Origin of the sequence: Serratia sp. M24T3, assembly GCF_000257645.1 — a bacterium.
Classification (GTDB): domain Bacteria; phylum Pseudomonadota; class Gammaproteobacteria; order Enterobacterales; family Enterobacteriaceae; genus Rouxiella.
This window is the reverse complement of sequence record NZ_AJHJ01000024.1, coordinates 26,298-38,520: the sequence shown is the minus strand read 5'-3', so window position 1 is coordinate 38,520 and position 12,223 is coordinate 26,298. Positions and strand designations below refer to the sequence as shown.

The following is a 12,223-nucleotide window of genomic DNA, read 5'->3' as shown; positions in this document are numbered from 1 at the left end:
CCTGTCGCCCAGCTTTTCCAATCTACATCTTTTTAAATAACTGACTTGAACTTATTCTTCGCTGCGCTTGCTCGCCTTGGCCGGTGCCCGTTTGCGCCTGGCTCCCGCCTCAGCTTTCGGCTTGGATGGCAGGCTGCGAAACGCGGGTGAGACGCGATTTTGTCTGGCCTGCACAATCAGGCTTTGCAGGGTCGAAACCAACGGCTGCATAAAATCTTGATAACGGCAGTTTTTCTCGCTGATACGGGTCAGGCTCGACTCCCAGTCGGCAGTCATATCAGGGCGAGCCGCAATGTCCGGCAAGGAATGGATCAGCGCACGACCGGTATCGCTAGAATGAATATAGCGCCCTTTCTTATAGAGAAATTCGCGGCGGAACAGTAGCTCGATAATGCCCGCTCGCGTCGCTTCTGTGCCCAAACCGTCGGTGGCACGAAGGATCTTTTTTAGCGCCTTATCCTGCACAAAGCGCGCAATACCGGTCATTGCAGAAAGCAGTGTGGCGTCTGTAAACGGCCTTGGCGGCTGGGTCTGGCGTTCAACCACCTCGCCCCGTTCGCACAGCAGCTCATCACCTTTGGCTACCACCGGCAGCGGCGTACCTTCGTTCTCTTCGTCACGCTCTTTACTGCCCAGCAAAGTGCGCCAGCCGGCATCGGCAAGAAAACGTGCCTTGGCAACAAATTTGCCACCGGCAATTTCCAACTCAATCACGCATTTACGGAACATCGCATCGGCACAGAACTGCATTAAATACTGGCGAGCAATCAGGCCATAAATTTTACTCTCATCATCGGTGAGATTGACCTTGCTGCTGCGGGCGGTAGGAATGATCGCGTGGTGAGCATCAACCTTTTTATCGTCCCAGCAGCGATTACGCTTGTCGGTGTCCAATGCAGGCTGCGGCATTAGGTTTGGCTGATGAACGCCAATCGCGTTAAGCACGGAATGACGCCCGGCAAAGTGTTCTTCTGGCAAATAACGGCTGTCAGAACGCGGATAGGTAATCAGTTTGTGGGTTTCGTACAAGCGCTGACAAATATCGAGAATTTTCTGCGCGCTGAGGTTAAAGGCTTTGGCGCCCTCGATTTGCAGCGTTGAAAGCGAAAACGGTAACGGCGGCGTTTCTGACTCACGCTTGTCGTTGTAACCGGTGACGATCGCGGGTTGACCGCCGATGCGAGCGACAACGTGGTCGGCCAGCGGACGATGCAGCAATCGTCCTTCTTCATCCTGATAAGGCTCGCATGACTCACTCGGTTGCCAGACGGCTACAAAACGCTCATCAGCGGGAGTGACGATGTGCGCCTTAACCTCGAAAAAGTCTTTGGGGATGAAATTTTCAATTTCTTCGTCGCGACGCACCACCAGCCCAAGCACCGGCGTTTGCACCCTGCCGACTGACAACACGCCGTTGTATCCCGCATTGCGCCCTAGAATGGTATAGGCGCGCGTCATGTTGATGCCATACAACCAGTCGGCGCGCGAACGCGCCAGCGCGGAGACACAAAGCGGAATAAAATCGCGGTTGTCACGCAAACGGGAAATCGCACGCTCAACCGCCTGCGGGTTCAGGTCGTTAACCAGGCAGCGTTGAACCTGCTGGCGTTTCTCGGCGTTAAGCTCAAGATAGTCCAGAACCTCATCCACCAGCAGTTGCCCTTCTCTGTCCGGGTCACCTGCGTGGACCACCTGACTGGCTTCCAGCAGCAATCGTTTAATTACATTTAACTGTTTGGCCACTGAGGGGCGCGGCTGCAACTGCCATTTTTCTGGAATAATCGGTAAATCTTCCAGTGCCCAGCGTGCAAAGCGACTGTTATAAGCATCAGGCTGAGCCTGTTCCAACAGGTGCCCGACACACCAGGTCACGACGTCTTGATTCCCACAGGCAATAAACCCATCACCGCGTTTGTGCGGTTTCGGCAAGACATCAGCTATTGCTCTGGCAAGGCTGGGTTTTTCGGCAATAAACAATCGCATCAGGCATGGCTCACAAACTAGGTCATCCCCCTATGTTAGCCGCTAGGCAAACAATTGATAAGTCGCGATCGGGGTAGAGGCAGGACGTTCGCTCACAAAAACGGCGAAAAAAGGATTTATAGGATAAATCAGGAAATAACTGCACGTTTTGACAGCAAGCAACCCACTGCCGTGCGCCCCGTTGATGATTAAAAATCGTGCCAGAGACGCAGAGCAATCGTTGATTTCAGGGGTTGCAAATAACCGTCTCCCTGAAATGATTAATGCGGGATCAGTTTTTAGCTAACTGGCTCTCAGAGCCTGTAGGATTAAAGGTGATCTGCGCGTCGTATTCGCGGGTCAGCCTTCTGGCTTCGAGGAACACCGATTTCCAATAAGGGTTATTCAACGAGGAGCGCATCACACCTTTGCTAACCGAGGCATGCAGGAAGTTATGATCGGTGTCGTAGAACCCGACGTGCATCTCGTGGTTAATGCGAAAGAACACCAGGTCGCCCGGTTGTAGCTGGTCTTCATTGACACGCTGCCCCATGTGAATCAGCTGCGCGGTGGTCACACGGTCCATCGGAATATTGAAGCGATCTTTAAGGGTTCGCCAGACAAAACCGGAGCAGTCTACACCCTGCAAGTTCGTGCCGCCCCACTGGTAAGGGGTGCCTTGCCATGAATGCATTTGATCGTGGAGTGCGGCAACAACGGAAATGAGATCTGACTGCTGGTCGGTAATTTGCGAGGCATTACCTGAATTAGCAGTATCTGAAGGTTTTTTTGAGGCACATCCGGCCAGAATCAACAATGAAAGACAGAATACGTATTTGAATGATTTTAAAGACTTCATTGATGTTACCGGGTGATGAAAATAATCGATAAGGATTTATAGCCTATAAAATCAAAGGGCTAAATAGCGTGAGGAACATAATTACACTGATTTACAATACTTTACGTAAGGGGTTTTCGCCGGGTGTTTATTACTGTATGAATTTCAAGCAAAATATAGGAATAGTCCGCTAAATTCAATATTTTGAAAAATTTGACAACTCCCCTTTGCAGAGGAGTTTCCAGAGCACATTTGGCAATGATCAGAAATAACTGACAAACGCGGCGCTATCCGCCGGTATGACTTGGGTGCTTGATTTAAGCTGCGGCGTGCCCAGGTAAAGGAAGCCGACGATTTGATCCTTCTCGGCGCAGCCAAAAGCTTTGCGCACGGCGGCGTGCTCGGTCCATGCGCCAGTGCGCCAGATGCCATTAAAGCCCTGCGCCAGTGCGGCCATTTGCATTGCCTGCACTGCACATCCGGCAGAAACAACCTGCTCCCACTCCGGCACTTTAGGGCTGTCTTTAATATCGGCGATAATAGTAATAATCTGCGGCGCGCGCAGCGGGGCCTGAGTCGCCTTTTCAATGGCCTTATCGTCCATTTTATCTTTCTCGGCCGCACTTCTCAGCAAATTACTGAAACGAATCAGGCCGTCGTTCTCGACAATCACAAAACGCCACGGCTGCAAAGCCCCGTGATCGGGTGCGCGCATGCCGGCATTAATGATGTTTTGCAGCACTTTGCCTGAAGGCGCAGGGGCCGCCAGACGTGAGGCGGAACGACGGTTGAGCAGCAGGTCCAGAGCGTCCATAAATCTCTCCTTGGTATCAGTTGTAATCTGTTAACCGTAGCATAAGCCCCCTCGTCGTGGCTATTCGACCCCGTGCTGTCTGCCAAATTATGAAATGATTTAATGCTGACATTTCTTCGTCAGGTCATTAGGATAGCTGCACTAGTTGCTCTAGATGGAGAGAACATGCGCATACTGTGGCGAATCATCGCCGGTTTTTTAGGTGGACCTGGCGTCTGCTTAACTTTGTAAGAGAGTTTATTCTTAACCTTTTCCTGATTCTGATCATTCTGGTCGGCGCAGGAATTTATTACGAGCTGCAATCCAAGCCGGTCGAGACCCCAACCAAGGGCGCGCTGCTGGTCGATTTAAGCGGTTCCGTGGTCGACAAACCTTCGGTAAACAATAAGGTTCGCCAACTGGGCCGAGAACTGCTGGGCACCTCCAGCAATCGCCTGCAGGAAACCTCGCTGTTTGATTTGGTTGATACCATCCGCGCTGCCAAAGACGATAAAAATATTACCGGCATGGTGCTGTCTCTCACTGACTTCACCGGCACCGATCAGTCTTCACTGCAATATATTGGCAAGGCGCTGCGCGAATTCCGCGATGCCGGTAAGCCAATCTATGCGGTAGGCGATAGCTATAACCAGACGCAGTATTATCTGGCAAGCTTTGCCAACAAGATTTACCTCTCGCCGATGGGCACGGTCGATCTCCACGGTTTCGCCACCAATACCCTTTATTACAAGACCCTGCTCGACAAACTCAAAGTGACCACCAATATCTTCCGCGTGGGCACCTATAAGTCTGCGGTAGAGCCTTTGATGCGCGACAATATGTCTGCAGCAGCGCGTGATGCAGACAGCCGCTGGGTCGGTGGTTTGTGGAACAACTACCTCAATACTGTGTCGGCGAATCGCCAGTTGACGCCTGAGCAGCTGTTCCCTGGCGCACAGGGGATGTTAACCGGTTTGCAGGCAGCAGGCGGCGACACGGCCGAGTACGCGCTGAAGAGCAAGCTGGTCGACGTATTGGCTTCGCGCGGCGATGCCGATGAGGCGATGATCAAAGCTTTTGGCTATGACAAAGACAAGAAAGACTTTAACTACACCAGTCTTGACGACTACACGCCGAAACCGAAACAGGACAATAATGCTGCGCAGATTGCGGTTATCTTCGCAAACGGTGCCATTGTAGACGGTGAAGGCCAGGCGGGTGAAGTCGGTGGCGATACCACGGCCGAACAAATCCGCAAGGCGCGTCTGGACCCGAAAGTTAAAGCTATCGTGTTCCGCGTAAATAGTCCGGGAGGCAGTGTCAGCGCTTCTGAAGTCATCCGTTCCGAGCTGGCTGCGGCACGCGCGGCGGGCAAACCGGTGGTCGTTTCAATGGGCGGCATGGCGGCTTCGGGCGGTTACTGGATTTCAACGCCGGCCAACTACATTATTGCCAGCCCAAGCACCCTTACCGGTTCTATCGGCATCTTTGGGGTGATCAATACTTATCAAGACACGCTGGGACAATTTGGTGTGCATACTGACGGTGTTGCGACCTCGCCGCTGGCCGATATTGCCGTCACCAAGGCATTGCCGCCGGAGTTCTCGCAGATGATGCAACTGAACATCGAGAACGGCTATAAAACGTTCCTGGGACTGGTCGCCAAGGCCCGTAACAAGACGCCGGAGCAGATTGACCAGATTGCTCAGGGCCACGTTTGGATCGGTACCGATGCGAAAAACAACGGCCTGGTTGATGAGTTGGGTGATTTCGACGACGCGGTGAAGAAAGCCGCAGAGCTGGCTAAACTGCCGACCTGGCAGTTGAACTGGTATGTCGACCAGCCAAGCATGACTGACCTGATTTTCTCGCAGATGAATGCGTCTGTTCACGCGATGCTGCCCGCCGTTGCTCAGGCCTATTTGCCTGCGCCGGTTGCCGATATCGCTTTGAAAATGAGCACTCAGGCGGACCTGTTCAGCAACATGAACGATCCGCAAAACCGCTACGCAATGTGCCTGACCTGCGGCGACGTTAAATAAACGCTGCTTAATGTCTGAACAATAAACCTTAAATGGCTCCGCTCGCGGGGCCATTTTTTTTATCAATTCGCATTCACATTTTTATTCCTGCCTCACTAGCTTTATAATCGCCCCACCTGGCCTGTCTGGCTGATTAAAAAAAGAATTATGCAAATGACTAAAAAATCGATCTACGTTGCCTACACTGGCGGTACCATCGGCATGGCGCGTTCCGAACAGGGCTACATTCCTGTCTCTGGCCATTTACAGCGCCAGTTGGCGCTGATGCCAGAATTCCATCGCCCTGAAATGCCTGATTTTCACATACAAGAATATTCACCGCTGATGGACTCTTCAGATATGACGCCGGAAGACTGGCAACATATCGCCGATGATATTCAGGCCCATTATGACCAATACGACGGTTTCGTTATTTTGCACGGCACAGACACCATGGCGTTCACCGCTTCCGCGCTGTCGTTCATGCTGGAAAACCTCGGCAAGCCCGTCATTGTGACCGGTTCGCAGATCCCGCTGGAGGCTCTGCGCTCGGACGGTCAAATTAATCTGCTTAATTCACTGTATATTGCGGCTAACCATCCGGTGAATGAAGTGACGTTGTTCTTCAATAACCGACTCTATCGCGGTAACCGCAGCACCAAGGCCCACGCCGACGGTTTTGACGCCTTTGCTTCGCCGAATATGGCGCCGTTGCTGGAAGCCGGTATTCATATCCGCCGCCTGGCAACACCGTCAATTCCTGCCGCCACCGGCCCGCTGCGTGTGCATAACATCACCCCGCAGCCCATTGGCGTAGTGACGATATATCCTGGAATTTCGGCCGAGGTTGTGCGTAACTTCGTACAACAGCCGGTAAAAGCTTTGATCTTGCGGTCTTACGGCGTAGGTAATGCGCCACAAAAAGGCGATCTGCTTCAGGTGTTGAAAGATGCTTCCGAGCGCGGCATCGTGGTGGTCAACCTGACGCAGTGTATTTCAGGCAAGGTCAACATGGGCGGCTACGCGACCGGTAACGCGCTGGCCCACGCCGGGGTGATAAGCGGCTTTGACCTGACCGTAGAAGCGACCCTGACCAAGCTACATTATTTACTCAGCCAGCCGTTTTCCGCTGCTGAAATCCGTGAGCAGATGCAACAAGACCTGCGTGGTGAATTAACCGTTTAAGGGGATAACATGAACTCTGCACTGTTGCTCATTGACCTGCAAAATGATTTTTGTCACGGCGGCGCGCTAGCCGTTGCAGAGGGTGATGACACAATAAACGTCGCCAATCTGGCCATCGCCGCCTGTCGCCACGCCAATATTCCAGTAGCGGCTTCTCAGGACTGGCACCCTGCCGATCATCGCAGCTTTGCAATCAATTCCTCGGCAGAGGTCGGTACAGTGGGTGAGCTTGAAGGCCTGCCACAGGTGTGGTGGCCGGTTCACTGCGTGCAGAATCAGCCGGGGGCAGACTTTCATCCCAGTCTAAACACCGCCGGGCTGGACTACATCGTGCACAAAGGCAAAGACTCGTCAGTCGACAGCTACAGCGCATTTTTCGATAACGGTAAACGGGCAGCGACCCCGCTACACGATTGGTTGCAGAATAAGCAGGTCGAACATTTGGTCATCATGGGGCTCGCCACTGATTACTGTGTGAAATTCAGCGTGCTGGATGCCCTGGAATTGGGCTATGAGGTGACGTTGATCAGTGACGGTTGCCGCGGCGTGAACCTCGACGCCGATGACAGTAAAAAAGCCGTTGAACAGATGCAGCTCGCCGGTGCCAAAGTACAAAGCCTCGCCCAATGGGTGAGCAATCTGGATTTCACGCTATAATTTTGCCGTCAACGATGCGGTTATAAACACTTTGAAACGGGTCGCATGGAGAATGCGTGCCCCGTTTCCTCACCAAAAGAAGTCGATTAACTATGAGCTCAGTAAAAATTCATACCCGGCAGGAAATTGAAAAAGCCCGCACCGCAGGCAATACCGCGGCTAAAGTGCTGGAGTTTATCAAGCCTTACGTTAAGGTCGGTGTAACAACCAACGAGATTGACCAGCTTTGCCATGACTACATTGTCAATGAGCTTAAAGTCACTCCAGCCAATATTGGTTACCACGGATATACAAAAACCTCATGTACTTCAGTGAATCACGTGGTGTGCCACGGTATTCCGGCTGACAAAAAGCTTAAAGACGGTGATATCGTCAACATCGACGTGGCCATTATTCAGGACGGCTGGTATGGCGACACCAGCCGCATGTACTACGTGGGCAAACCAAGCATTCGCGGTCAACGTCTGGTCGAAGTCACTTATCAGTCGATGGTCGCAGGCATCAAGGCCGTGCGTCCCGGCGCAACCTTGGGTGACGTGGGTGCGGCTATTCAGCACATAGCTGAAAGCAACGGTTTCTCGGTAGTGCGTGAATACTGTGGTCACGGCGTAGGTGAGGAGTATCACACCACCCCGCAAGTGCTGCACTATGGCCGCCCCGGAGAAGGACTGGTACTTGAAGCAGGGATGATTTTCACTATTGAACCGATGATCAACGCCGGTAAGGCAGCCACCAGCGTACTGTCGGACGGCTGGACTGTGGTAACCAAAGACCGTTCTTTATCTGCTCAGTGGGAACATACCATTGCAGTAACGGACACCGGTTACGACTTGCTGACCCCGTGGCCGGAAGGCACCGGTGACTACGAGGCGATTTAACGCCGTGCGAGCTTCTTTGCCGTCATGATTAATGGCGGCATAGACATTGAGACTTTAAATAAAAACGTAAACTCAGCGCATTAAAATTGTATTTTTATATAATTAATTCCTTAATCATTTTCCTTATAAATAGCTTAATGCAAAATAAACGTCATTATTTCTTAAAAGCATGACTCAGATCATGTCTGGGCTAATATTTTAAAAATAATAGATGACACAAAAAATCAATCAGCTAAATTTTGTTTTGCCAAAGTTAATCACCTCTTAATCTTAGGCGTAGTAACTCCAGTGTTATTTAAGCATGATCATTTCATCACACTTAAATAACTCTGCAATCTTTTCAACTAAAACGTTTATTTCCATTAAGGAATAAGGAAAATTATTGTGCATAAAATTAAATTGCTCGGAGCTGCATTCGTTTTAATGGCCGCCGCAGGTTTTAGTTCAACAGCCAACGCCGATCTGTTGCCTATCCCGCCAATCCCGCTGCCAATCCCAGGCCTTTGTTCAATCCTGCCTGGCCTGCTGCCGGTTGGTGTTCCGGCCAGCGAGTTGACTTATGACCAGATTATCAAAATTTTGAGCCAACTCCCTGCCGGAACTTCTGTTTCGCAAGTGCTCTCCTGCCTGTAGTATATTTCCAGCCCTCCTCCACGTGGAGGGCTTTATATATTTTATAAATATGTTTCACTATAAAAACCCCACAAGAATTATAATTAAAGCCGTCAAGACTCCTGATGCGATCATTGATAAATTAAATAATAAGGATTTTATTTATAATGCCAGTGCGTTTTTACCACCATAAGAAAAAACTTTATTTTTCCATCACGATAATCATATTCTCTCTGCTCATTGTTTGGATATTAATTTCAAACACCCAAAATCCCCCCCCGCCACCGACATTTATTGTAAGCCGCCAAACGCTTAAACAAACAGTGCTGGCCAGCGGTTTTCTACAGCCTATTAAACAAGTCGATGTGGGTTCGCAGGCATCAGGTCAACTGACTTCACTGTGGGTCAGTCCCGGTGATTTTGTCACTAAGGGCCAGCTGCTGGGAGAGATCGATCCCGCCTTGTCACAAAATGCGCTACAGGATGCTCAGGTCGCGCTGAACAGTTTACTGGCGCAAAAGAATGCCAATCAGGCGCTGGTGAAAAGATCGACTCTGGCGCTGCAACGTCAGCGAGCGATGTACCGTCAAGATGCCGCAGCCCGGCAAGACGTGGAGGCCGCCGAGGCTGACTTGCAGGTCCAGCAGGCTCAGTTGACCGCCATGAATGCGCAAATTCACCAGCAGCAAATCCGGGTCGCCACCGCAGAAACCAATCTCGGCTACACACAGATTATTGCACCGGTCAGCGGCACCGTGCTTTCTGTCACAACGCAGGCAGGCCAGACGGTGGTCGCGTCTTATCAGGTGCCGGTGATCCTTGAAATTGCTGATTTGAGTGTGATGACCGTCCACGCACAGATCCCCGAAGCAGATATAACCCTCATTCAACAAGGTCAGCCGGTGTGCTTTACCACTTTAGGGGCCGCGCATCAGCCTTTTTGCAGCAAAATCAAAAAGCTGGAACCCGCTGCCGAGAAGATAAACAATGCGGTTTTTTATAACGCCCTGTTTGACGTTGAGAACCTGGAGGGTTTCCTGCGCCCAGAGATGACCGCACAAGTCAGTGTGGAACTGCATCAGGTTAAAAATGTGCTGGCAATCCCGTTGACCGCACTGGGCAGCGCGGTCTCAGCCGATCACTATCAGCTTAAGGCCATAAACCTTGATGGCAAAACGATTGAACGAATCATTATGACGGGCATTGATGACGGCACCTTTATTGAGGTGAAACAGGGATTACGTGACGGCGAACAGGTGTTATTAGTGAACGACTCGGCAGGCCTACTATGAACTCACTCTCCCCGCCGCCGCTGTTATGCCTGACCGCCGTTAGCCGTCGTTTTAAGACAGGCGATGCGCTGATTAGTGTGCTCGACAATATTTCTCTCAGCATCAAAGCGGGTGAAATGGTGGCGATTGTCGGCCCTTCTGGTTCGGGTAAATCGACACTGATGAATATTCTCGGCTGTCTGGATACTCCGAGCAGCGGTCATTATCAGGTTGACGGGCAAAACGTAGAGCAATTAAGCAGCGACCAGCGAGCTGGCCTTCGCAGGGAGCGATTCGGCTTTATTTTCCAGCGTTACCATTTAATCCCCTCTTTATCAGTGCGCGAAAATATTGAAATCCCCGCCCGCTATGCCCATCAATCCCGCCAGTTGCGCCTGGATCACGCCCGTAGATTACTAGACCGGCTGGGGATGCAAGGCTTTGAGGATCGCAACGTCAGACGTTTGTCCGGCGGCCAGCAGCAGCGAGTCAGCATTGCGCGCGCGCTGATTAACGGCGGAGAGGTGATTCTTGCCGATGAACCCACCGGCGCGTTAGACAGTCGCAGCGGCAGCGAGGTAATGCAGTTATTGCAAGGCCTGCACCAGCAAGGCCACACGGTTATCATCATTACTCACGACGCTAAAGTGGCAGATTACGCCGAACGTATTATTCACCTGGCTGATGGAAAAATTGTCTCTGATTTACCCAATGATGGCGATAGCGACGGCAAGATTACTGAAAAATTACCACAGCGATTTGTGACAATGTCACATAATTTTGCCAATAATCGAGGCTGGCGCACCCGATGGCAAGAATATCAGGATGCCTTTCGCAGTGCCGGTCGCAGCTTGGCCGCTCATCGCCTGCGCTCTTGCCTGACATTATTAGGTATCGTCATTGGCATCGTCTCGGTTGTTTCGCTCAACGCCGCCGGGGCTGGCGCTCGGCAATACGTGCTCGATACGCTTTCATCACTGGGCGGCAACGTCGTGACCCTCTATCCGGGCAAAGGGTACGGCGATGATCAAGCCGCCAGCATTCACTCATTGCGTGACCGAGATTTATCTGTGCTGGCACCGCAACGCTGGATCACAGCCGCGACGCCTAACGTCAGCACAAACTTGCGCATTCGCCGACAGCGAACAGATATCAATGCCACCGTCAACGGCGTCAGCGCCGAATTTATGTCCATCGGGAATATGAATTTGCTGCAGGGCCGCTCACTGCTGCCTCGCGATATTACACAACAGTCCTCCGTGGTCGTGGTGGGTGAATTGTTAAAAGATAAGCTGTTTCCTCGCGGTAGCAATCCACTGGGCGAAATCATTCTGGTCGGCACCCTACCGGCTAAAATTGTCGGCGTGGCGCGTAGTGGCTCACTTTCAGGTGGCAATACATTAAATCTTTGGCTGCCGTGGAGCACGGCCACCAGCCGCCTGCTGGGCCAGGACTGGTTTGATTCCATCGCAGTTTCGCTGCCTGAATCGGTGTCTGCGGAAACAGCAAAATCGACAATAAATCGCATGCTGACGCGACTGCATGGGCGACAGGATTTTTATATGCTGGACAGCGCCGCCTTTGTAAATTCGGTGGAAAAGACCAGTTTTGCCCTGTCGTTGTTTCTGTCGCTGATTGCACTGATTTCCTTACTGGTCGGCGGGATCGGTGTGATGAACATCATGCTGGTTTCGGTGAGCGAGAGAACACGTGAAACCGGGATCCGAATGGCGGTCGGTGCGCGTCGGTGGGACATCCAGCGACAATTTTTAACCGAGGCAGTATTGCTGTGCTTATCAGGCGCACTGGTTGGAGTGACGCTGTCACTTGTATTGGGCATCTCGCTGTCCTGGCTGATTCATCCGTGGCAGCTGATATTTTCTTTGCCCGCAATCCTGACTGCCGTGGGCTGTGCGGTGTTGGTCGGGGTTATTTCAGGTTGGCTGCCCGCCTGGCAAGCCGCCAAGTTAGACCCGGCAGAGGCACTAACCCGCGAATGAAACATT

At 51.8% G+C, this 12,223-nt stretch carries 9 protein-coding genes and 1 pseudogene; 7 read left to right on the top strand and 3 right to left on the bottom strand.

Features of this window, described 5'->3' with window-relative positions; all coding sequences use genetic code 11:
* Positions 1-51: 51 nt before the first annotated feature.
* The 3 genes from SPM24T3_RS16805 to SPM24T3_RS16795 all read right to left on the bottom strand — a co-directional run bounded on the left by SPM24T3_RS16805 (position 52) and on the right by SPM24T3_RS16795 (position 3,614).
* Positions 52-1,983, bottom strand: a complete 1,932-nt coding sequence (locus SPM24T3_RS16805) for a DNA topoisomerase III (RefSeq protein WP_009637991.1) — start codon at positions 1,981-1,983, stop codon at positions 52-54.
* Between the two features lie 271 nt (positions 1,984-2,254).
* Positions 2,255-2,821 (bottom strand): C40 family peptidase, encoded by a 567-nt coding sequence (locus SPM24T3_RS16800; RefSeq protein ID WP_009637990.1) that lies wholly within the window; start codon positions 2,819-2,821, stop codon positions 2,255-2,257.
* Between the two features lie 241 nt (positions 2,822-3,062).
* Positions 3,063-3,614 (bottom strand): NAD(P)H nitroreductase, encoded by a 552-nt coding sequence (locus SPM24T3_RS16795; protein WP_009637989.1) that lies wholly within the window; start codon positions 3,612-3,614, stop codon positions 3,063-3,065.
* A 165-nt stretch (positions 3,615-3,779) separates the two neighbouring features.
* On the opposite strand from SPM24T3_RS16795, the pseudogene sppA reads away from it, so the two are divergent.
* The 7 genes and pseudogenes from sppA (at position 3,780) to SPM24T3_RS16760 (ending at position 12,217) form a co-directional block, all read left to right on the top strand.
* A pseudogene (gene sppA, locus SPM24T3_RS16790) lies at positions 3,780-5,635 on the top strand (signal peptide peptidase SppA).
* 153 nt (positions 5,636-5,788) lie between these two features.
* Positions 5,789-6,799 carry an asparaginase gene (ansA, locus tag SPM24T3_RS16785; protein WP_009637987.1) on the top strand — a complete coding sequence of 337 codons (1,011 nt, stop codon included), beginning with the start codon at positions 5,789-5,791 and terminating at the stop codon, positions 6,797-6,799.
* A gap of 9 nt (positions 6,800-6,808) precedes the next feature.
* A complete protein-coding gene (pncA, locus tag SPM24T3_RS16780) occupies positions 6,809-7,456 on the top strand; it encodes a bifunctional nicotinamidase/pyrazinamidase (RefSeq protein ID WP_009637986.1) in 648 nt (215 codons plus the stop codon).
* A gap of 92 nt (positions 7,457-7,548) precedes the next feature.
* Positions 7,549-8,334: a type I methionyl aminopeptidase gene (gene map, locus SPM24T3_RS16775; protein ID WP_009637985.1), complete on the top strand. Its 786-nt coding sequence runs from the start codon at positions 7,549-7,551 to the stop codon at positions 8,332-8,334.
* A 384-nt stretch (positions 8,335-8,718) separates the two neighbouring features.
* Positions 8,719-8,967: a hypothetical protein gene (locus SPM24T3_RS16770; RefSeq protein WP_009637984.1), complete on the top strand. Its 249-nt coding sequence runs from the start codon at positions 8,719-8,721 to the stop codon at positions 8,965-8,967.
* A 146-nt stretch (positions 8,968-9,113) separates the two neighbouring features.
* On the top strand, positions 9,114-10,238 hold the full coding sequence (locus SPM24T3_RS16765) for an efflux RND transporter periplasmic adaptor subunit (protein ID WP_009637983.1): 1,125 nt from the start codon (positions 9,114-9,116) through the stop codon (positions 10,236-10,238).
* The gene (locus SPM24T3_RS16760; protein ID WP_009637982.1) at positions 10,235-12,217 is read left to right on the top strand and encodes a MacB family efflux pump subunit; all 1,983 of its coding nucleotides are present in this window, start codon (positions 10,235-10,237) and stop codon (positions 12,215-12,217) included. Before SPM24T3_RS16765 ends, SPM24T3_RS16760 begins: the two co-directional genes overlap by 4 nt.
* Positions 12,218-12,223 lie beyond the last annotated feature (6 nt).

Bases quoted from the DNA above. Each gene is read 5' to 3' on its own strand.
- SPM24T3_RS16805 (WP_009637991.1), bottom strand. From the start codon at position 1,983: ATGCGATTGTTTATTGCCGAAAAACCCAGCCTTGCCAGAGCAATAGCT.
- SPM24T3_RS16800 (WP_009637990.1), bottom strand. From the start codon at position 2,821: ATGAAGTCTTTAAAATCATTCAAATACGTATTCTGTCTTTCATTGTTG.
- SPM24T3_RS16795 (WP_009637989.1), bottom strand. From the start codon at position 3,614: ATGGACGCTCTGGACCTGCTGCTCAACCGTCGTTCCGCCTCACGTCTG.
- ansA (WP_009637987.1), top strand. From the start codon at position 5,789: ATGACTAAAAAATCGATCTACGTTGCCTACACTGGCGGTACCATCGGC.
- pncA (WP_009637986.1), top strand. From the start codon at position 6,809: ATGAACTCTGCACTGTTGCTCATTGACCTGCAAAATGATTTTTGTCAC.
- map (WP_009637985.1), top strand. From the start codon at position 7,549: ATGAGCTCAGTAAAAATTCATACCCGGCAGGAAATTGAAAAAGCCCGC.
- SPM24T3_RS16765 (WP_009637983.1), top strand. From the start codon at position 9,114: ATGCCAGTGCGTTTTTACCACCATAAGAAAAAACTTTATTTTTCCATC.
- SPM24T3_RS16760 (WP_009637982.1), top strand. From the start codon at position 10,235: ATGAACTCACTCTCCCCGCCGCCGCTGTTATGCCTGACCGCCGTTAGC.